Origin of the sequence: Rubripirellula obstinata, assembly GCF_001642955.1 — a bacterium.
In the GTDB taxonomy this organism is placed as follows: Bacteria; Planctomycetota; Planctomycetia; order Pirellulales; family Pirellulaceae; genus Rubripirellula; species Rubripirellula obstinata.
This window is the reverse complement of record NZ_LWSK01000055.1, coordinates 18,419-39,224: the sequence shown is the minus strand read 5'-3', so window position 1 is coordinate 39,224 and position 20,806 is coordinate 18,419. Positions and strand designations below refer to the sequence as shown.

The 20,806-nt window shown below is 52.3% G+C and carries 16 protein-coding genes and 1 tRNA gene; 2 read left to right on the top strand and 15 right to left on the bottom strand.

All coding sequences use genetic code 11. The features are described 5' to 3' along the window. Positions 1-203: 203 nt before the first annotated feature. Together cyaB and RC85_RS27495 are read right to left on the bottom strand one after the other, a co-directional pair. A complete protein-coding gene (gene cyaB, locus RC85_RS14565) occupies positions 204-761 on the bottom strand; it encodes a class IV adenylate cyclase (RefSeq protein ID WP_068264130.1) in 558 nt (185 codons plus the stop codon). Next, the gene (locus RC85_RS27495) at positions 713-1,747 is read right to left on the bottom strand and encodes a hypothetical protein (protein WP_068264129.1); all 1,035 of its coding nucleotides are present in this window, start codon (positions 1,745-1,747) and stop codon (positions 713-715) included. Before RC85_RS27495 ends, cyaB begins: the two co-directional genes overlap by 49 nt. 121 nt (positions 1,748-1,868) lie before the next feature. On the opposite strand from RC85_RS27495, the gene RC85_RS27490 reads away from it, so the two are divergent. Further along, positions 1,869-2,480: a TlpA family protein disulfide reductase gene (locus RC85_RS27490; protein WP_160148166.1), complete on the top strand. Its 612-nt coding sequence runs from the start codon at positions 1,869-1,871 to the stop codon at positions 2,478-2,480. Positions 2,481-2,588: 108 nt separating this feature from the next. On the opposite strand, the gene RC85_RS14550 is transcribed toward RC85_RS27490, so the two are convergent. Further along, positions 2,589-3,656, bottom strand: coding sequence for a thiamine phosphate synthase (locus tag RC85_RS14550; RefSeq protein WP_068264125.1), 1,068 nt, complete (start codon positions 3,654-3,656; stop codon positions 2,589-2,591). Between the two features lie 103 nt (positions 3,657-3,759). On the opposite strand from RC85_RS14550, the gene RC85_RS14545 reads away from it, so the two are divergent. After that, positions 3,760-3,833 (top strand) — tRNA-Arg (locus tag RC85_RS14545). 77 nt (positions 3,834-3,910) lie between these two features. Here RC85_RS14545 and RC85_RS14540 read toward each other — a convergent pair. From RC85_RS14540 to RC85_RS14485, 12 genes are all read right to left on the bottom strand, one after another. Further along, on the bottom strand, positions 3,911-4,951 hold the full coding sequence (locus RC85_RS14540) for a FemAB family XrtA/PEP-CTERM system-associated protein (protein ID WP_084422686.1): 1,041 nt from the start codon (positions 4,949-4,951) through the stop codon (positions 3,911-3,913). Beyond that, on the bottom strand, positions 4,948-6,888 hold the full coding sequence (gene asnB, locus RC85_RS14535) for an asparagine synthase (glutamine-hydrolyzing) (RefSeq protein WP_068264123.1): 1,941 nt from the start codon (positions 6,886-6,888) through the stop codon (positions 4,948-4,950). Before asnB ends, RC85_RS14540 begins: the two co-directional genes overlap by 4 nt. A 7-nt stretch (positions 6,889-6,895) precedes the next feature. Next, positions 6,896-7,600 (bottom strand): acyltransferase, encoded by a 705-nt coding sequence (locus tag RC85_RS28960; protein WP_068264121.1) that lies wholly within the window; start codon positions 7,598-7,600, stop codon positions 6,896-6,898. Continuing rightward, positions 7,593-8,801 (bottom strand): glycosyltransferase family 4 protein, encoded by a 1,209-nt coding sequence (locus RC85_RS14525; RefSeq protein WP_084422685.1) that lies wholly within the window; start codon positions 8,799-8,801, stop codon positions 7,593-7,595. Before RC85_RS14525 ends, RC85_RS28960 begins: the two co-directional genes overlap by 8 nt. Further along, positions 8,801-9,976 carry a glycosyltransferase gene (locus tag RC85_RS14520; RefSeq protein WP_068264134.1) on the bottom strand — a complete coding sequence of 392 codons (1,176 nt, stop codon included), beginning with the start codon at positions 9,974-9,976 and terminating at the stop codon, positions 8,801-8,803. The genes RC85_RS14525 and RC85_RS14520 overlap by 1 nt, the downstream gene beginning before the upstream one ends. Continuing rightward, positions 9,973-12,618, bottom strand: a complete 2,646-nt coding sequence (locus tag RC85_RS14515; RefSeq protein WP_068264119.1) for a hypothetical protein — start codon at positions 12,616-12,618, stop codon at positions 9,973-9,975. The genes RC85_RS14520 and RC85_RS14515 overlap by 4 nt, the downstream gene beginning before the upstream one ends. A 27-nt stretch (positions 12,619-12,645) precedes the next feature. Next, a complete protein-coding gene (locus RC85_RS14510) occupies positions 12,646-14,526 on the bottom strand; it encodes a carbamoyltransferase family protein (protein WP_068264117.1) in 1,881 nt (626 codons plus the stop codon). 11 nt (positions 14,527-14,537) lie between these two features. Further along, positions 14,538-15,518: a polysaccharide deacetylase family protein gene (locus tag RC85_RS14505; RefSeq protein WP_149752866.1), complete on the bottom strand. Its 981-nt coding sequence runs from the start codon at positions 15,516-15,518 to the stop codon at positions 14,538-14,540. Between the two features lie 272 nt (positions 15,519-15,790). Then, a complete protein-coding gene (locus RC85_RS14500; RefSeq protein WP_068264113.1) occupies positions 15,791-16,750 on the bottom strand; it encodes a glycosyltransferase in 960 nt (319 codons plus the stop codon). Continuing rightward, positions 16,747-17,919 carry a glycosyltransferase family 2 protein gene (locus tag RC85_RS14495; RefSeq protein ID WP_068264111.1) on the bottom strand — a complete coding sequence of 391 codons (1,173 nt, stop codon included), beginning with the start codon at positions 17,917-17,919 and terminating at the stop codon, positions 16,747-16,749. The genes RC85_RS14500 and RC85_RS14495 overlap by 4 nt, the downstream gene beginning before the upstream one ends. Beyond that, positions 17,916-19,196, bottom strand: coding sequence for an ArnT family glycosyltransferase (locus RC85_RS14490; RefSeq protein WP_068264109.1), 1,281 nt, complete (start codon positions 19,194-19,196; stop codon positions 17,916-17,918). Before RC85_RS14490 ends, RC85_RS14495 begins: the two co-directional genes overlap by 4 nt. Then, positions 19,189-20,805, bottom strand: a complete 1,617-nt coding sequence (locus RC85_RS14485) for a polysaccharide lyase (RefSeq protein ID WP_068264107.1) — start codon at positions 20,803-20,805, stop codon at positions 19,189-19,191. Before RC85_RS14485 ends, RC85_RS14490 begins: the two co-directional genes overlap by 8 nt. Between the last annotated feature and the right edge of the window lies 1 nt (position 20,806).

The following is a 20,806-nucleotide window of genomic DNA, read 5'->3' as shown; positions in this document are numbered from 1 at the left end:
CGTCTGGGAACCAGAAAGTAGGCCGTAGCGAGCCAAAGCGAGTTACGGCGTTGCGCACATTGCCGTAACTCGCTATGGCTCGCTACGGCCTACATGCTGGCAATCGGGAAAATGCGCCGTTGCCACAATGCTTCCCAGCGTCCCAGTTTGTGTTGTCTGCCATGGTGCAGCTTGCGCAATTTGCTGCGTTGCAATGATTTTCATCAGCCCCCAGCCCCCTCCAGCACCATTCTCAAATAGCTACGGCTTTCCGCATCATTCAGGTTCAGCTTGCCAGCGAGCTCACTGATTTGGTTCCGAGCATCTTCCACGGAATCAGAATCCTCAACCACCATTTCGATTTCCGCGAACGAACCGAGTGTCTCAACCTGATCGATTACGACCACCAATTTTGACCAGGGTTTGGGTAGGTCAAATGTTTGCCGAACCTTATTCACCGTTTCGACGCGTCGAAACCCCAGCGCGACCAACAAGGCTTCGGTTTGATTGCCATCGCGATCGCCGGGGTCGAGCCGCCATTCCATTTCTTGCCTCGCCTTGATCACGCCAGGCAGCTTCTGGCCCTTGTACGTGATCAACGGCTTTCCATCGACGCGTCGAATCCGCAAGGCCTCGCGAGTTTCAGCAAAGTCGCGTGACGGATGGTTGTAATAAGTGTCGGCATGCGATTGCTGTTCCAACGCCGTGGCACCGATCGACGCCAGCTTGCTGATCAGTTCTTCGGTGGAATCGACGTGGTACTTTTGTTCGACTTCAAACATTTTAATCTTCCCATCGGAGCCTGTTTGCCTTCGCTTGTGACCCAAACTCCACCTTCATGATCGACCGCAATGGCTTCGATCTGTTTCCAGGCGGGTAGCTTGACGACCGATGGAGTCTGAGCAAGTTGTTGCCGCAGCGAAAGGCCCTGCTGATGTGGATATTTTAAGGCACCCAGATAACTCGATAGCCACAAGTCACCGCTCTGCCGATCAATGTCTGCGCCGGTCACCATCGGCAACGCCAATGTGATGATTGCCTCAGCGACAATTTTCTGTTGTTGTTTTTTTAACTTGGCACCCTTCGCTGGTAACTTGGCGGCAAAGACGTGGCAGATGGGGAACGCACTTTTGGTGAACAACAATACTTCGCGTCGGTCCGCGTCGATCGCAATCGCTTCGCAGTCGTAAGCACCATCGGGATAACGAATGCGGATTTGATGAAAGTTTTTTAGCTTGGTTGATTCGGTGGGATCTGGTTCGTCAAAGATCAGCAAAGTGATTGATTTGCGTTTGCCGCGATTGTCGCCGCAATCGGCCACGATCAGCCGAGACTGACCGTCTTCGTCCATCGCGGCGATGTCCTCCCAATCCTCCGCTTTCAATTTTGATTTCAGTTCGACTTTCCCTGTCGGCTTCCCGTGGATGTCCAAGGCGAAAAGCCGAGCCTTATCACCGGAATCGTTGTGGGTCCAAACGTGGCCCGGGCTGCGTCGAGAGAACGCTAGTCCGCTGCTTTCGCGAATGCGACTATCATCCAGAATGCACTGGAAATCCAAAGCGCTGTCGATCGGGCGGTGCTGCGCCGATTCAGCATTATTTCCGCCTGTAAGAACCCTGCTAGAAGAAATTTCGTCCGCAAAAATAACCAATGTAGTGGCGGACCCGACCCATCCAATCGCAATCATCCTTAACAGGGTTGCTTGGTGTTGCATCAGTTTTCTGACGATGATGATGTCAGGTCTCCCCTGTGAGATTGTTTTTGTCATTCGATTCAAGTCTGATAGTAGTTATGCCAACTTGCAAAGGCCGATCATTATTTTGTCCTCAAGCAGACGCAGTTTTAGTAGATTCAAGCCTACTTCAGACATGCCACACGTAAGTTTCAAAATGACTCGAACGACAGAACAGGTGTCTAATCGCTTGTTTTCGACCACGTTTTTGGCGGTTGTCGTTTTCTGTCTTTGCTTTTTTTTCGCGATGCGATTCGCTTCAGTCGATTCAGTGTTGGTCAATCCAGCAGTTGGCAAACCGGCTCCGCAGATCGATCTGATCAAGTTGCCCGGCAGCGATGAACTATCGGCGGCTGAGATAAAGCTTGACGGTCGTATCACCTTGTTGCATTTTTGGGGAACGTGGTGTGGTCCTTGTCGAATGGAATACCCAGAACTCGCGCAGGCGACTGAATCACTTGGCGACCAAAACAAGTTTCAGTTCGTTCCTGTTTCCTGCGAGGGTTCGTCGCGTGAAACGTTTGAGGGGTTATGGGAAAAAACATCAAGCTTCTTTGGCAGCGAAGGCATCAACAGCGTCGCGTTCGCCGACCCGCGTGGAATCACACGCCAAAGCATGGGGCAGCGGTTAGAGCAACCGTCGCTGTACTATCCCACATCAGTTCTAATTGGCTCCGACGGAAAGATCGCTGGCGTTTGGGAAGGCTATTCGGAAAATGGAATTGCCGAAATTGTCGCGATGGTAAAGTCGCTCGCCAATACAAACTGATGCGGGTGCAGGCACGCTAATTGGCGGACGTTTTTGTAGGCCGTAGCGAGTGGAGCGAGTTACGGCATCTTCTGCAGCCCTGCCGTAACTCGCTCCACTCGCTACGGCCTACTTTAGATTCGCCGACATCAGCTTTTTCTTGAACCGCGTCGCCGTTGCCGTGACGTCTTCGCAATCTCGCAGCGCCGCGGTTAGTGCGATCCGGCAACAACCTGACTTGATGACTTGATCTAAATTACTCTCGTTGATTCCGCCAATCGCGAATGATGGAATCTGGATTTGCGCTGAAACTTCTCGGACATATTCCAGACCTGCAAATTCATCGAACGACTTTGTGCGACTAGGGAACACCGGACCGCAGCCGATGTAGTCCGCTCCGTCCGCGACAGCTTGAATCGCTTGATCGATCGAGTGGGTGGAAATGCCGACGATACGATCATGCCCAACAATCTTTCGAGCGACCGGTCCCGGCAATTCCTCCTGTCCCACGTGAACTCCGTCGCAATCAGCAGCCAGGGCTAAGTCGGCACGATCATTCATGATGAACAGTACCGAGCATTTCCGGGCAATCTCGGTGCCGATTCTCGCCCGAGCAATCAGCGTTCGATCATCGCTGCTAGAATCACGAAGCTGCAACACATCGACACCCGATTCACACAACGTCGTGACGGTTGCCTGAAACTCGGCCTCGTTAGTTCCCGCATCAATCAATGCGTACAGCCGGGCGTCCTGCATCCGACTTTGGCGATCCTGCGCCGCGATCAGCAGTTCCAGATTCGCAGACGCGGTATAGAACCGATAGCGAGCTTGTTCGATCGTTGCTGCTGCATCAGCGTTGATCGTCTTCAGATACTCCTCGATCACCCGCAGCGATTGCCCTGTCCGGGAAATTCCCGCCGCGACAACCCCGCTCGCACTATCACGAACTCGCTCGGTGTCCTGCGAGATCTTGGTGCCGACATCCCCCAGCGTGTCACGGGCGGCCAGCAAACTGGTTCGCGGCAACACCGCCAACGCCGTCGAAACCTGATGACGAATCGCCTTCAATTCAGCCGACAACGCTTCCCCATCAAGAGCGAACCGTGCCCATTCTTCCACCGTTCGCAGCCCCTCCCCGACTCGGTTGGCGGAGGCATCCAAAATACGCAAAACAGCTTGTTCAGAGTTTTTGTTCATGGGCTCAAGTGTAAGGCTATCAGCAGCGTAAAATGAGCCCACACAAAATGTTGATCTGCCCCCCTTTCACACAGCCCCCTCCACCCATCAAACTTACAACGTCGCCCCTGTAGCTCAGCTGGACAGAGCAGCTCATTCCTAACGAGCAGGTCGGAGGTTCGAATCCTCTCGGGGGTATTTTCACGAGCGGTCGAAACGTCGGTTTCGGGATCTCGGGGCTTGCGCCCCGAGAAAGGTGATCAAGAATATCTCGTTCATGGGATGCCGCGGACGATGGTGGGGCCAATGGTTTTGGTCAGCCACACGGGTAGTCGTTGCCAGATCTTCACGAGTCGCTGCTTACCGCCGGCGTCGGGACGCATGTCGTTAGGATCGCCTTTGCGAACGTAGTACTGCCAACACGCAGCATGCGGACCAGCGCCCCACTGACTCTTGAACTTGTAGGTGCCGCTGCCCACGCTGCTGCGTCCAAAGTCAAAGGTCTGGCTGCCCCGCTCAATCGCCCGCCGAAGTAGACTGCGATACATCAACATGTTCGCATTGGTTCGATTGAATGACCGAAGACTACTGGCACTGGGAACTTCGGTGCATCCATCGGTGTGAATCAGTAACCCGCTGGCAATGGTACGACCTGATTGTCGAACGACGCAGAATTCAGCATCGTCTGCGAAATGATTGATGATGCTTTGAAACAGTTTCTTTGAAAAAACGGGCGTTCCCAAATCCCGCATGTTGCGTGCAAAGACATTGTGAAAATCATCAACCAATTCCATCTTGCCAAATTCAACACTCAAATGGTGTTCGTTTGATTTTCTGATTTGACTGCGGACTTTCGATTTCAACATGCGCTCCAAATCTTCGTCAGTCGCAGGTAGATCCAACCGCATGTGAACTTTGTCGGTTCGCTGAAAATTGAATTTCGGATGTTCGATGTTTTGTTCGTGTCGTAGTTCCAAATGCTTGACATCCAATTCGTCAGCAAGATCACAAGCCCGATCAATCAAGGCTAGCGCCGCATCAGTTGATCTGGCCCAAACTCCACCCGTGTTCAGGTAAGGAAGGCTGACTAAGAACTTTCCAAAGATCGGACCGCTGACCAACACCAAAGGCAGTAAGCCAACGACATCATCGTCATCAATCGCACGCAACAGAAAACCGCGATGCCCAAATCCATCACACAGACTATTCATCCAATGATCTTGATGCGCCGCAAGCCGGGGCGCAGCGTCAACAATGTCGTCACCAATACTTAGGGGTGACCACTCCGAAGGCCAATCGATGCACTGAACAATCATGCTGCCTCCACCGCCTGATCCTGTTTTGCAAATTGCCCCCAACTTTCAAAGAACATTAGACTCCAAATCCGCCCGCCATGATTCCATGCACCGTCATCATGCTCGTTCAACAAGTTTTCGATCGCATCAACGGATAGAAATTGGTGGCATGTAGCGTCGCTCGCCAACAAACAATCGCGGGAGTAGTCGCGAAGATCCCCACGAAACCAGCGGTCTAGCGGCACCGAAAAACCCATTTTGGAACGGTTTTTTAAACGGTCGGTCAGGTGCTGCGGAAAGGTGTCGGTCAGAAAAGGCTTCACTCGGTTGCTTTGCGACAATTGGTCAAAAGGAATTCGATACGCTGCCTCGACAACATGATGATCCAAAAACGGGCTTCGACATTCCAGCGAATGCGCCATGCTGGTGATGTCAACTTTGGCAAGCAAGTCGCAGGGCAAATACGAACCAGCATCCGTCCGCATGGCCCGGATTCCCGGCGTCATTCCCGGTGTCATTCCCGGTGTCATTCCAGACGTCATCGACATCAAATTCGCTACAAAGGCTTCCGACGCTTCGCCATCGATCGATGCAGAAAAATCATCACGATAGATTTGCCGACGCATCGACGGTGGTGATCCGGTCGCCCAATTTAAGTAGCGTTCTTCCAGAGGACGACCAAGCAAACGAAGACGGTGTCGCAAGCGGCGACCGATCGATTTTTCGCTGCGTCCTGGGATCAGGCCAACCCACGGACCTGTTACCAGGCGACGGATCGCAGCGGGCAACGCATCAAATCGCTTGGTGGCATCAATGGTTGGATAACGGTCATAGCCACAGAACAATTCGTCGCCGCCATCCCCGGTCATCGCCACCGTCAAGTGCTGGCGTGTCAGTTCCGAAAGGTAGTAGGTCGGAACGGCGCTGCTATCACCAAAGGGTTCGTCAAAATGCTGCACCAACTTGTCCAGCACATCCAACGAATCTGGCTGAACCATCATCCTGTGATGCTGAGTCCCCAAATGCACGGCCGCCTCGGCTGCAAATTCGGATTCGTCGTAACGTGGATCCGCAAAACCGATGGAATAGCTTTGCACGGTTGATTGCGACTGGCTCTGCATGCACCCCGTGATGATCGTTGAATCGATTCCACCCGATAGAAAACTTCCCAGCGGCACGTCACTGCGCAGTCTCAGACGAACCGATTCATCGAGCGCATCGCGAAGGTCTTCTCGCAAGCTTTCCGGTGACGCATTTGCATCAGGAACTTGATCGGGTTTCCAGTATTGGCGAACGCTGAACCGACCATTTTGCCACGTCGCAATGTGTGCAGGTGGAAGCTTGCAAATGTTCTGATAAATCGTACCGGGATGCGGGATGTATCCGTATAGAAAGTATTCATCGATCGCTTGTGGACGAATCTCGCTTGGCACATCACCTGCGGCAAGAATCGATTTCAACTCGCTGGCAAAAATCAGACGATCATCAGTTTGAAAGTAAACCAACGGCTTTTGCCCCATACGATCACGAGCCAAAAGCAATCGTCGCTTACGGTCGTCCCAAATCGCAAACGCAAACATGCCACGCAGGTGCGCGACGCAATCATCACCGTACTCTTCGTACAGATGCACGATCGTTTCGGTATCACTGTTGGTACGAAACTGGTGACCGCGTGATTCCAATCCGTCGCGAAGTTCGCGGTAGTTGTAAATCTCGCCATTGAAGGTGATCCAGACGGTTCGGTCTTCGTTGGTCATCGGTTGATGACCCGAATCCAGATCGATGATCGACAATCGTCGGTGGCCGAGAGCGATTCCAGACCCATCATCGTGTTCGATGCGATGCACGCCGCGACCATCGGGACCACGGTGGACCAATCGATCGGTCATACGGTCAACGGTTTGCTGTGTCGGTGGACGCTTACCCGAAGTCCACAAGTAGCCAGTGATTCCGCACATTTCTCAGCTATTCCGTTTCACTCGAAGTCGTGCTGCTTGCGAAATCCTGTTGGCCCGGCGCGGACCATCCCTTTCGGTAATGCAGAACTCTGGCAGGAACTCCGGCGGCAACAGCGCCATTGGGCACCGGCCGAGTGACAACCGCGCCCGCGCCGACGATCGCATTGTTTCCGACGTCGGCCATGATGATTGCACCGGCACCAATCCAGGCACCGTTGCCGATGTGCATCTTCTCGTACCGCTGATCTTGATCGTGCATGGACACCGTCGAATCCGCTGAATCATGCTCATGTCCACCACTCAAAATTTGAACTCCATCGGCAATCATCACCTGACAACCGATGTCGGCAAATCCGATCAAGCAGAAACGCCCGATGTAAGCATTCTCTCCCACGCGAGCCTCTCGCATCGAAAAAACAGTGTTCCAGCCCAGGTAGACATCGCGACCGCAGGCATCGAGCGTTTTCCGATAGAACGCCTGCCGCATGTAAACACCACGAAGTCCGGGGATCATCGCGATCGACTCGGAAGCCGAAGTCATCGCTCGACTCCCCAACAACACGTAAGCGATTCGGTAGCAAGCGATCCTTGGCATGCACAGGATCAGGAATCCAAATTGCACCCATCGTTTCGCCCCAGAGTGAAATGGTTTGCGAGTCGCCCGTTTCACGGACTGATCGGAATGCTCTGCAGGCTGTGTTTGGTCAGTCATGCGAATTCAAAAGCCGTTGGTAGATAGCGGCAATCTTCTGCATGCGAATCCCAAAGTCAAATTCGTTCTCGATTCGGGTTCTCGCTGCGGACGTCATGCGTTCCTGCAAGTGTTTGCTGGCGATAAGTTCTTCGACGGCCTCGGCCAATTCGTCGGGCTGCCGTGACGCGACCAGCAGACCATGGATACGGTCGTCAATCAATCGAGCAATTCCTCCGACATTGGTGGACACGATTGGCACTTCCAACGACATCGCTTCCAACAGAACATTGGGCAATCCCTCCGTGACGCTGCTCAAGACGAACGCATCGGCAGTCTGCAACAGTGTGCGTGGATCGGCGACATGGCCTAGCAGGGTCACATGATCGGCAAGTCCCAAACGCTCGATCTGTCCCTCCAAATCCTGCCGCAAAGGGCCTTCACCACCGATCCATAAGGTGACAGGAATCTTCTCTTTGCAAAGTAGATCTACTGCATCGATCAGATAGGAAAAACCTTTTTCAATAGTCAGACGTCCGAGAGCGACGATCAGAAAACTACCATCGCTTGGTGCGCTTACCGGATTCTGGTTAGTAAAACGCTGCCGTGCTTCCTTTGACGAGGTGTCTCGGCGGTAATCCTTTGTATCGATGGCGTTGGAAATCAGTTGGACATGATCTCGATAAAGGCCCCACCTTCGTCCGCTGCGATACAGATCTTCTGAAACGGCAATCACGGAATCGTAGAACGGAAGACAAATCCGGCCCGCGGTCGCGTAGCACCAACTCTTGCGGTTCGTGATGCACCAACCATGCGTCGTGGTGACGAGTTTCATCGGCCATTTTCTGCGCACCAACAATCCAAGCACGTTGGTTTTGTAGTCGTGTGCATGCCAGATCGCGACGTTACGTTGGCGGCAGAACTGGTGCAGCTTTTCTACCATCTCGAAATCAATCGCACTGCCATCCGGCCAAGCGATCAACTCGGCTTCGTTTTCAGTTGCGCTCTGTTGGAGAGATTCGATTCCACGATCACCATCGGGGTACAGATACAGGCAAGCCGAATCAAACCCAAGCGGTCGCAAAAACCGTGGCGAGTTTAAGATCGTTTTCTCAGGCCCACCGCCAACTCCGTTCACAATCCGCGTGTGCAAGATCAGCGGTTTTGGTTTCGCGTTTGGTGGATCGCTTAGCGAGATTGATTCACTCAATTTTGGAACCATCACTCTGTGACTTTACTCTGTGACGTTGTCGAGCCAGCAATCATTTTACGGTAGGCTTGATGATAGGAATTGTGCATCTTGGCTGCACTGAATACTGATTCCGCTCGTTCGCGTCCGGCCCGACCAAAACTTGTTCGCATCGCAGCATCCTGCGACAACGTTCGCATACAATCTGCGACCTTTGACGCGTCGCCGATCGGTGCCAGTAATCCAGTTTCTTGATTGATGATCACTTCGGGAATGCCCCCAGCGATGGTCGCAACGCAAGGCAGTGATGCCGCCATCGCCTCAATCAAAGTCAGCGGAATTCCCTCAGAGACACTCGTCAGCAACAGAATATCGGCAGCATGGATGATCCGCGGGACGTCATGGCGAACACCCAGCATGTGAACCTGATCTTGTAGCGACAAAGCGGAAATCTGTTGCCGCACATCGTCGGCAAGTTCGCCATCACCAATGATAAACAGATGAATATGAGGATCGTTGTTTAGGAAGTGCCAAGCATCGATCGCAGTCGCGTGATCCTTCAACGCATTAAGACGAGCAATCTGGAACACCGCAACGTCTTGATCGGAAAGCCCCAGCTCTGCTCGAGCGGCGCATCGATCTGTCGCAGATTTCTGGAACTGGTCAACGTCAACGCCGTTGTAGATCACGTCGATCCGCGCAGGCGATAGTCCCTCATTTTCGATCAGTGCCTTCTTCACTTGTTCGCCGACCGCGACACATCGGTCCTGCTTTCGGAACAGAAACTTGTTTGCCAACACTCGTTTTGGCTTGCGGATATCGGGGTAGTGTCGCCCATGTTCGGTCATCAAAATTGGCGGATAAGAATTCCAGAGCCGCAGCCCACGTCGCCGCATTCGTCCCAGTGATGCGTAGACAAATGGCGTATATTGGTGGGCGTGAATGAGCTGCACATTCTGTTCAGCAAAGAACTTACCCGTCTTGGAAATTAGCGATCGATCCAGACCGGGTTTTCGACCAAAGCATTCGACGGTGAATCCTTCCCTGATCAGACCTTCGCCGATCTCACCGATGCTGTCCAAACACAAGAATACGGTCTTGAATTGGGATGCTGCGTTAACGGCAAACTCACGAGCCAGAACTTCCGCACCGCCAACAGACAGCGAATGCAGGACTTGGCAAACGACGGGACGATCATCTTTTTTCATCGAGAATTCGTCCTGCGAAATCTCGTTCGCCACCATTGTCCGATCGGTGATTCAGCGAGAGCAAGTGGCCAGCGATGCACTCCAGCGATCCGAAACGCCAGCCGCAGAAATTGGAGGGGCGAACGAACCGATCGACGTATCTCCGCTTTTTGAAACTCCCACGAATCCGCCGCAGGCCAAGGCCCATCCAAATCACCGTTTACCACCGAGGCAGCGTGTTGAGACACCGACGGTTCCATGGCGGCCATCAAAACTGGAACCTGCTGCAATAGAATCGCTGCCGGGCGAGTGTACGATCGAGTTGGGGAGTCAAACAGTTGGTCGAGCGCCCGGTCAAAGAACGCTTTGCCATCTTGATATAGAGCATCGCTTGATTCCGATTCAGGTTGATACCTCGCGATCATCATCATCGTTGTACCTTTGCGAAGATCCTGTGCCGCCCACGTCTCGGTTGGGAATTCCAATTCGTCGGGACGATCTAAAAAATGCTTTTCCTTGGATTGCATCCAGGCTCCGTAACGGTGGAGTGCCGCCAGAATGTATCGAGTGGTTTCATCGCGGTCGCTAGACACTAACTGGACGAACCGCAGCAGCGCTTGCAAGGCGACTGGATAGGACCAACGAAGTTCTGCATTGAGCAACTCCATTTCGTCAAAATTTTGTGATGGGTGAATCGACCTATAAATCAATGCCTCGCACTTCTCTAAATAATGCTCCGAACGTGTCAACGTCCAAGCGTCCATTAATGCGTTGATCGAATTTGCTAGTCCACGTCCTGGTCCATGGAAAGTGCTTTGCGAAGTTGAACTGGCGTAACCCGTCGCGCGATCGCTCAAAGGTGCAAGCGGAGATCGATCACCGTCGTCCATCGCGATCACCCAATCGGCCAACGAACAAACCGTAGCAGCAGCACGGGGACAGCCCGTCAAATGGTGATAGAGCAACAACCCCGATGTGTAGTTGTGTTCGTTTGACGGACCACCGCCGTTGACCCGATGTTCATCGCCGGTCATGGAATGGGAAAACGTTCGGTGCGTACAGGTGCCCGCGTCGCGGTAGTGGCTGGTGTGCCAAAACATTCCACCGTTGTACGCCGCACGATCTTGATCGGTGTGATAGATGTCAATGTCCATCACATGATCCGCCAACGGACGTGCCAGATCCCACCATCGACGATCACCAGAATGCAAATAGCGACGCAGGAATCCCTGCAGCAAATCGTATTGATTGTTGTAGTGCGAAATGACGGGCTTTGGGTCTTGGGAATACGCTTCTTCGTGATCCGCCCAAACGTCACCAAAGTTTCGCCAACCGTATTCGTCGATCGCTTCGCGTTTGTTGAAGAAACTGTTTTCACCCTGCAAAAGTTCTTCGAACAGCGTCTGCAGTTTTGGATTCGGTAGCTCGCGATTGGCTGTAAACCAATCAAGCGATTCGCTGTCGGCGAGTTCCTGCGGGTCTTGCAGGATGGTCACTGGGCGATGCACCCAATCGAGCCGATGAATCGGATCATCGGCATTTGTGCGCTGCTGCGAATCGTCGCCGAGCGACATCCAGATTGTGCGTGTCGTTTTTTCGCCACCTTGAAGTTCCTGTGGCCCGGCATTGCTTTGGGCGAGCAATCCGAAGTGGAAACCACGTTCGTCTGCCTCGATCGAACTCGGGAACTTCTGCCAAAAATCAATCATGGTTGCCGTCACCGAAGATGATTCACCTTGCAGTGTCACGATCGGCTGAAAACGACGATCTTCGTGACGGCTTGGCCCCAATTCAGGAGGATTGCCGTCCGACCGACGATGGTTGCGGCGCTCCGCGTTCAACCCACCGCTATGATGCCCACCGCTATGATGCCCACCGCTATGATGCTGGAACAGTTGCAAACGCTTTTGCGAAGATCGTTCTTTGACGGGTTGATCTCGATCGGTCTGCCAACGAATGTCGCTGAACACTGAGTCATCATTTTCGATCGATAGCATCGCGGATTCAAGACAATACGACATGGGATCGCCAAGATCCCAGAAACCATCAGAATGTTCAGCACGGTTTGGATTGTGCAGTGTTGCGTCGATTCGCAACGACGACGAATCGACAAAGTACGTCAGCGAGAACTCGACGCGGATCGACGTTCCGTCAAGCTTGGTTGCGTAACGTTTGGAAAGAACAGCGCTGCTGGATTTAGGTTGCTCGTCAGTGATTAGTTCCAACTCGTTAACCGACAAAGGTAGCTGCCATCGGTTCCCGCCCGCTGAACAAACGACAAGTCGAACGTTCCAACCCGCGAGTTTCTGATGCAGATGTGCGAGTGAGATTGCATGATCGCGAGGTTGGTGTTGGGTCGTTGGGCGGGCGGCTAAAGCCTGGGCTCCGGTGCTATTGCCTGATTCAAAGCTTAGCGTGTACTCAGTTTCCGCATTCGCCTTGGCGCCTAGGCAAGTCTGCACGAGAATCCACATCGGGCTACCGTCAGTGCGCCGTGATAGCACACGACAACAAGCAGCGTAACGGCATCCGTGGTTGTCAATCACGACTGCTTCGGGCGATACCGAAATGCCCAGCGAAATACCCAGCGGAACGCCCATGCCAAACGTCACGGGTTCCCTGTGACGGGCAACGCCATCGCATTCATGAAGAGAGAATTTCATCACCGATTTTCGATTGCGACCAAGGCGTTAGACCGATGCCGCCGCAGTGTCTGACCGTCGTTCGCTTTCGATCTCGATCAATTTGGGATGCGGCACAATGAATGGACCAATCGCCAAATAATCGATACGCCCATCCAGAAACGCTCGGACTGCATCTTGCGGCGAACAGACGATTGGTTCCTCGTGCATATTAAAGCTGGTGTTGATGACCGACGGGATCCCTGACTTTTCAAAGTACGACTTCAGGATGCGATAGAAGCTCTCATTCGTTTCCGCACTGACCAATTGAGGACGCGCGGTTCCGTCAATGTGAACCGCCGCTGGGCACATGCGTTTCATATCATCGGTGCAGTCAAAGGTGACGGTCATGAACTGCGCCGTTTTCTCGCAGCCCTGCATATTCTTAAACAGCCGCGATGCTTCTTCGGCAAGCGCCGCGGGTGCGAACGGCATGAACTCGGTTCGCCCCAATTGATGATTGAGCCACAAATTGACCTCAGGATCCTGGGCAGGATACAAGATCGATCGATTGCCGAGTGCCCGAGGACCGTATTCCATCGATCCGTTGAAACGTGCCACGATGCGCTTGTTGACCAACAAATCCGCAATCGCGGGTTCGACGTCAGCATGTTCTTCGTAGGCTAGTTTTTCTTCGTCCAACGCGGCCCGAATTTCATCCGATGAATAGTTCGGCCCAAGATACGCATGACGCAGCGCCGTCTTTGGACGACACTCGGATGGCAACGCCAACAGTGCAGCACCGGTTCCGCAGCCACCATCACCCATGTTGGGATAGACGAACACTGAATCGACTCCATCGCATTCGTGAATCCGTTGATTCAGTTTGACGTTTGCATTGACGCCTCCCGACAGGCAAACATTTCGCAGGCCTGTTTTGTTGACCCAATAGTCGGCAACCTGTTGAACGACTTCTTCCAACACCGTTTGAAAAGCCGCGGCCATGTCTCGTTTGGAAAAGTTTTGCGACAGTAGCCTGGCAAAGTGGTAATTGGTGGCTGCCCGCATGCGGATGTCGCCTTGCTCCATTCCCGTGAAGCGCTCCCGCAGGACGTCGCCAAGCACTTCCGGATCACCATAGGCCGCCAAGCCGACAATCTTCCCTTCGTGACGGCCCGGTCGAAATCCAAGTGCTGAAGTGACGTACTCGTAGAATTGTCCTAGCGAATTGGGAAAACGAAATTCGTGTAACTTCACCAATCCTGTCGGTGTCGCCTCGTAAACGGCCCCGCAGTTTCCACTGCCGTATCCGTCAAACGACATTGCAAGCGCCGATTCGTATCCCGAGTAGTAGTACGCGTTGGCCGCATGACAAAGGTGGTGATTGAACCGTTGCAGTTTGTCACGCAGGCCAAGTTCGTCGAGCCCTGCATGCAATTGCTGCGTCCTGATTTGATGGTCTGCGGTTGCAAGAGCAACCCATTGCCGAAAGCACTTGCGGTGCAATCGCCGATCCATGCTTGGTGACCATCCCGCCAATTCATACAGTGCTCGCTTTGCGAAAGACTTGCGTGGAGCGAACTCATCAGAAGCGTCCAACCCAGGAATCGGATCTTTGGGTATTGCTTTGTACGCTCGGCGAACTTGCTTGAGCTTCGCCAGCGATTCGGCCGTCGCGTTATCGCGATGAAAAGTTTCATCTTCTTGCATGGCCGCACGCATGAGTTCGTGCTCGCGATCACCGTCGAAAAATGAATAGGCGACCGTATCAATTTCATCCAACGACCATCCTGTTCGCTGCAAACCCAAACGAATCGCTCGCATCGGAAACCCGTCTTGCAACTTCACGCGTGACAGACGTTCTTCACCGCAAGCGAATAGGATCTTGCCGTCTTCCACGAAGGACGCAGTCACATCCTTATCAAGCGGGCTAATTCCAAGAACTTTCATTTGTCTAACCGTCAATTGATCTTGTGGTTGGCTTGTCGAGGCTGTGTAGCGTCAAGATTTTCTGCAATCTCTGCAAGGGTCGCTGGTTGATAACGCGGATCGCTGGCGAGGCATTTCAAAACTTGCTCCACGCCATCAAAAATCCGGTCCACCTGATCATCGGTTCGGGCATACGGACTTGGCCCCACCGATAGCGAAGAACTATGCACCGTAAAGCATAGGTACGGTAGCCCCAGTCGATGCGCATTGCGAATTGTCCACAACATCGCACCAACTTTTTCAGTCTCAAAGTTCAGCCAGATCCTTCGAACCAGATTGAGCCGTTCCATGACGCCGACCAAACGTAACCGTGATAGCGAAGTGTTTTCAATCAGGTGATGGATCTTATTCCATGTATCAAACGGCTGGCGCGAATAGATTCGCGTCAACGGAATGCTCCACAGGTTGGGTGAGTTTGCATCATGCTGGACAAGCACATTCGGGTCAGGGTTTCGGTCAGAATAGTTCGGTGCTCCATCATCAGGCCACGTCGAAAACGGACAAACCGATGAATCAACACAGAAACCATTCTGGCTCAAAAACTGCAGAGTCGTCTTGCCTGACGAGTATCGACCACCACGATAGCTGCGTGGATGGAAACCTCGTTTTCGATGAAGCTGATAAGTAGAATTCAGTTTCTCAACCGCGTGATCCACCGACAAGTTTTCAAGAAATGATGTTCGTGTTGTGTTATCAGTCGAGTGGTAGGGTGGCGTTGTCCAAGGATGAACATGCATGCCAATTTCAACAAGATCGCTCTCGCTGAATTGTTGAATCACATCGCAAGAGGAACCATGATCCAAGACAGCATAATTGACAAGGTAAGTCGTCTTCGCACCGTACCGCTCACATAGCCCAGCAAACCGGCCCAGCCGCGAGATGTTTTCGACACCCGTGGAGTGAACCGGAAACCCGTCAGCCCAATTCCATTCCTCTTCAGTATCAATTGTCAAACAGTATTGCATAGGTTTCGTTGCGAGCGGATTTTTATAGTCGCCTTTCGCTCGGGACGTCGCATCAGTTACTGCGCGATAGGCCCGGAGGGCCGGCAGCTCCCTGCCGGGTGCGTGAGCACCCGGATGGCTGCCCCACATCAATTCTCTGGCTCGGTTTCGCGGCTACGCCGCGAAACCGAGCCAGAGAATTGGTTATAGAGAAAAAGTGAGATATAGCGCTGCCATCCGGGGATTTACATCCCCGGCAGAGAGCTTCCGTCCCTCCGGGACTATTCACGAATGCTTGCTATGACTGACGAAATCATGGACACCGAACGGGCTGAGAAATAGACGATGTAGATCAAAATGTACTGAAAGAACTGATGGACATTCCCCTTGGTTGCGACCGCACGCAGTGTATACGCGAATGGAAGTGCGAGGAAAAACACGATTGCTAGTACCAGATCCGATAGTGTTGCTTGGTCGCAAGCAAGCAACACACCGCTGATGATGATCCATCCAAGTCCAAGCAGAAAATAGATCGGAGCGATAAGACTGGGCAGTTCTGACCACGTCCATCGACCCGAACTGATCCCCGAAAAGCTATTCTTGCCATGCCAAAGCTCCTTGCGAAAAAATTCCAGTAGAGTTCGTGGCTCTCGGTGATGATAGACGCAAAGAGACGGATCGGAGATCATCGGTCCGAGATCAGAAACCTTGAAACCAAGATCGACGTCCTCGCATGTTTCGAGATGCTCGTTAAAGCCACCGATTTGTTCAAACACCCAGCGCCGAACCCAGACATTGGCCGACGGAATCCAGCGAACGGACATGCGACCGGGCCGACGCTTGCGTTTCAGAAAGCTCCAACCTCTTTGAACCCACGTCGTATCTTGGGAAGGGACCGAGGGAGGGCATCCACCGCCCAGCACTTCTGGGTTGCGAAACAATTCTAAGCCGTTTTGCACCCAGCCCTCCGCCACGGTGCAGTCTGCGTCTAAAAACGCAATGACTTCCCCCGATGAAACGCGGACACCGGCGTTTCGCTGGGCTGCAATCGTTGATCGCGGATGATTCACAACGTGGACGCCAAACGATTCTGCGATCACCGTTGTTTGATCGCTCGATCCAGCATCAACCACAACAATCTCGACTTCGGAATTCGTCCCCAAAGCGTTTTGTACTGACCGGATGCACTCGCCTATGAAAGCTTCCTCATTCAAACAAGGAATCACGACCGACAGCTTCATTGCTGAACCTCAGTTCGCACACGGTCTGGATTCCAAGTTGTAAACTTACGGCCGATACAATAAAGCAAAATCCCGTTTGCAGAAGCCAGGTTCCCCAGGCAGAAATAGAACGGAACTGAAATCAATCGATACTGCCGCAGGCGTTCTACCAGTCCCATCGACGCCACGGCGTAGAAGAAGGTTTGAGCTGCGAACAGGATAACGGCAATCGTGTTCTGGCCAGCCAGTGCGTACGATCCGCTGATCACCCAAGCTGCCAGTAGAAAAAATGCGGTAAACCAGCGCAGTACTTTATGACTGACCAAGTGAAACGCAAACAAACCGGTGCAAAAAGGATTCGCTGCACCTCGCTCGCGAACCAGCGCACGAAAACTACGATTGACGATGCGTACTTTCCGTTGATACTCGCCGCCGAACGAACCGGCAACGTGTTCAAAGCAAATTGCGTTGGGTTCGTAGACGCCTCGATAACCGTTTTGAATGATTTGCAGGGGATTGGTAAAGTCATTGATGTCATCATCGCGAAGTGGCTTAAAAAGGTCTCGGCGAATCGCGTAGATCGCGCCATCACCTCCGACCACCGAATCAACACGACTCTCCCAGCGTTTCAGCATTGTTTCATACTTCCAGTACAAACCTTCCGACTCGCTGACCTGATCCCCAGCACTCTGGACATACTTTTGTTGGCCGACAACGTAGCCGACCTTCGAATCCGAAAAGTGTTTTACCAAGTGTTGTATCGCATCGCTTTGGAAGATTGCGTTTGCATCCGTAAAGACAACAATGTCCTGTTGGCATTCAGGAACAAACGTTGTCAGTCCCGCTGACTTGCCTCGTCGTTGTGCAGTGCGAGCAAGTCGTATATTGGGCGCGTCGAAAGCAGCAACGATTTCGTCGGTACCATCATCCGAGGCATCGGAAATCACCAGGCAGTCAATCTTGGATTTGGGATAATCCAGGGCCAAAATGTTCTGCAACTTCTCTTTGATCACGTCGGCTTCGTTAAAGGCGCTAACGACAACGCTGACCGATGGAAGCGAATCATTGTCAAAAGCTTCTTGTCGTTGTTTTAGATCTTTGGGACTGATTTGTCCAAGCAACCAAAGCCAAACTGGGTAGCCAAGCCAAGGCCAAGCAGCCAAGCCAAGCATCAACAAGCAGATCGTCATCGTGATTGGATCAACTTCTGCAAGTCGAGTTGACGGGCTATGTCTCGAAATCCTAAGGCGGCAAACACCATGTAGACCGATGAAACCGAATCACGAAACCTTGGCGAACCGTAGAAAATGGCTGCGGTCAATACAAGTGCTGCCAGCGGTAGAAGCAAGTAGACCGCGTCAACTTTTGAAACGGACAGCGATCTGAAAACACCAAATATTATAAAAGGTATCGTCGCTAGCCAAGCAATTCCAAAACTCCATTGCACCAAGATATTATCGGTTTCGACCCACGGGTCTAGCAATCGATACAACTTCATTGTTGTAAGGTACGGAAGATCAGCCAGATGCTTGGCAAAGAAATCTTTGGCGTATTGATTGGCTTGATCCATTCGCTGCAGTTCGTCTCCATTGATCGGATGATCCTGATCCACCAAGTCCGATGTTTTGATCCAACTTCCAGGACTCTCGCTAAGCACTCGTTCATTGTTGGCACCCCAAAGCGTGTATGCACCGACCGCTGCCAGCGTTGGTCTGCCAAATACCATGTAGTTTCTTCCTGCCCACAGCCCAACTAGCAAGCAGGTGGCTGCCGTCATACACACTGACAAATACAGTCCTCTGCGAAGCCTATCGCTCGACCATGATGCGCATGCAATTAGCAAAGGAAAACAGAGCAAAATGTTCGGGCGAACCAGTGCGGTGCAGCCCCAAAGAATGCCTGCGATGATGGACACGTAAACACTTTTTTCTGCAAGACTTTTCTCTGCGCGAAACGCAAGCACCGTTGTTCCGGTAGCCAGAATTACCAAAAGACTAAACGGCACTTCGCTGACAAAGTGCAAAGGTCCGTAGGCGTGATTGGGATAAACGGAAATCAGCAGCCCAGCGACCAGTCCCACTTGCCTACCAAACGATTGGGTGGCAACCCATGCCGTACCAACACATGCAAGCGCCGATAGAATGCAAAACCAGACTCTGGCCGCCGCGTAACTTCGGCCAAAAAACAGGTAGACTGGCAAGAGCGTGAAGGACGTGCCGGGCATTCGGTGAAGCGTCGGATCACCATCTTTGTTTGAGTATCCGTTTCCAATGGAAAGCTGAAATGCACTTTCTTCGTAGTTCAGTTGGTCCGGTGCTGACGTCGCATCCGGCGGGGAATCGAATCCAACAAACTGCCAGACAAGTCCAAGGCGAACCCCAAACGCCAACACGAACACGATCGCGAGCACTTGAAGACATCGCCGATCCCAGACAAACGTTTTTGCATCTGATTCGGATTTATTCATTGGAGCGTACTTCTGCGGGCACTTCATGTGTGCCGACCGGACCGATGTAATCTCTGGCAATGACAACATTGTCGATGAATAGGTGCTGATCATATGGAGACGACTTTGTTCCGCCGTGATAAACATCCATCCATACATTTTCGATTTTCAGCAACTCGCTGTCTCGAAAACGAATGTCATTTTTCTGAAACGCTAATTGACCATCGACCCAACCTTCAATCAGGCCGTCATTCTCGCCAGGCGTGTTCAGTCGTAAATGATGCTCGATGCAGTACCAATGATTCCGAGCGAGGTAGCCGAGGAAATTCCGAGACCAAACCCAACCATCGCCGTAGGGGCTCTCCATATCGGCGTGATAACAGTAGGTCCCAATAGGTGTTCGTCCGGCTAACGGATTTCCTTTCGGAATCGTTTGCATAAAGAACCCTCTTGCCGACCATCCATTGCTACCATCGCTCTTCCGCCCACCCCAACCGGCTTTGCCGTAAGTACCCGCGATTCCCGGCAACTTTCCATTCTGGATTGTTTGGTTCCAGTCATTTGCGAGTCTGAGATAATAGCGAAAGTAGATTTCTTCTGGTTCATCGAAACCCTGATTCTCAAACGCAAAGAAACTACTCATCGCGCTTAGCTTGCCTTTTCGGATTTCGACTCTTAACGACTTCCCAAACGCGTTGGAGAACTTCAGCTCGTCATCTTTGCTAACGATGTCGATCGATTGCGTGCGCAGATGGTTGCTCCATTCGGACTTCCAGTTTGGTGTTTCGAATCCAGTTGCAAACAACACGCTTTCGCTCTGATCGATGCCGGCGTCAAGCAAGTACTGGGAAGCGATCCCAGCTTTGAAGGACTTCGACGGCAAAGCTTCTCCCTGATCACATGCAAACACATTGATGTCACCCGAGCCGTATTGGGCGAAAGAATGCATTCGCAGTTGAGCCTGTTTGAGTCGTCGTCCAGCGAATTGTTCGGTTGGGAATCGAACGAGCACTGGCGTTTTATCAGACACCCGTAACACAAATTCTTTCCCAAGCGAGTGTTTTGTTGCGTAACCCAGGTGGGTATCGGCCACCGCTTTGACAACAACCGATTCGTCGTCGAACAACAAAACGAGTTCAGGATACTGTTCTGGTTTGTCTGATTCGCGACTGCGAAAATCTATTTTGCATCGGTCATTGGATCTTAAATAGAATCCCTTGTTGGCAGATCCTGACAACCACTGGCTTACCAGCTCTGTTACATCCCACTGAACAACTTTCAATTCATCGGTGTCTTTTACGAACATGGTTGCAAAAGGCTCACTGCCCTGCGAAACACCTTCTCGATCTCGCCAGTCGCCAAACAAATTTTCCCATGCCAAGCTGGCGACGCGATTGTAGAACTCCTTTGTCGCACCATCGACTCCATCACCTGTTCCTTCATCCCAATGGAACGGTTGCTCGGTAAAACCAATGCGAGTTCCAGTAAACGGAACGAACTTAGAATTCTCTTCCGTTGTTGGTTCCTTCTCTTGAAATCCGAATCGCGATGCGTTTGCATAAATCACGACCAACAAGCAAAACAAAACCACAGTCTGTGGCTTGGCGATCCAGTCAAATCGCGGGTTCATA

Excerpts from the sequence above, each read along its gene's own strand:
- cyaB (WP_068264130.1), bottom strand. The coding sequence starts at position 761 with ATGTTTGAAGTCGAACAAAAGTACCACGTCGATTCCACCGAAGAACTG.
- RC85_RS27495 (WP_068264129.1), bottom strand. The coding sequence starts at position 1,747 with ATGACAAAAACAATCTCACAGGGGAGACCTGACATCATCATCGTCAGA.
- RC85_RS27490 (WP_160148166.1), top strand. The coding sequence starts at position 1,869 with ATGACTCGAACGACAGAACAGGTGTCTAATCGCTTGTTTTCGACCACG.
- RC85_RS14550 (WP_068264125.1), bottom strand. The coding sequence starts at position 3,656 with ATGAACAAAAACTCTGAACAAGCTGTTTTGCGTATTTTGGATGCCTCC.
- RC85_RS14540 (WP_084422686.1), bottom strand. The coding sequence starts at position 4,951 with ATGATTGTTCAGTGCATCGATTGGCCTTCGGAGTGGTCACCCCTAAGT.
- asnB (WP_068264123.1), bottom strand. The coding sequence starts at position 6,888 with ATGTGCGGAATCACTGGCTACTTGTGGACTTCGGGTAAGCGTCCACCG.
- RC85_RS28960 (WP_068264121.1), bottom strand. The coding sequence starts at position 7,600 with ATGACTGACCAAACACAGCCTGCAGAGCATTCCGATCAGTCCGTGAAA.
- RC85_RS14525 (WP_084422685.1), bottom strand. The coding sequence starts at position 8,801 with ATGGTTCCAAAATTGAGTGAATCAATCTCGCTAAGCGATCCACCAAAC.
- RC85_RS14520 (WP_068264134.1), bottom strand. The coding sequence starts at position 9,976 with ATGAAAAAAGATGATCGTCCCGTCGTTTGCCAAGTCCTGCATTCGCTG.
- RC85_RS14515 (WP_068264119.1), bottom strand. The coding sequence starts at position 12,618 with ATGAAATTCTCTCTTCATGAATGCGATGGCGTTGCCCGTCACAGGGAA.
- RC85_RS14510 (WP_068264117.1), bottom strand. The coding sequence starts at position 14,526 with ATGAAAGTTCTTGGAATTAGCCCGCTTGATAAGGATGTGACTGCGTCC.
- RC85_RS14500 (WP_068264113.1), bottom strand. The coding sequence starts at position 16,750 with ATGAAGCTGTCGGTCGTGATTCCTTGTTTGAATGAGGAAGCTTTCATA.
- RC85_RS14495 (WP_068264111.1), bottom strand. The coding sequence starts at position 17,919 with ATGACGATCTGCTTGTTGATGCTTGGCTTGGCTGCTTGGCCTTGGCTT.
- RC85_RS14490 (WP_068264109.1), bottom strand. The coding sequence starts at position 19,196 with ATGAATAAATCCGAATCAGATGCAAAAACGTTTGTCTGGGATCGGCGA.
- RC85_RS14485 (WP_068264107.1), bottom strand. The coding sequence starts at position 20,805 with ATGAACCCGCGATTTGACTGGATCGCCAAGCCACAGACTGTGGTTTTG.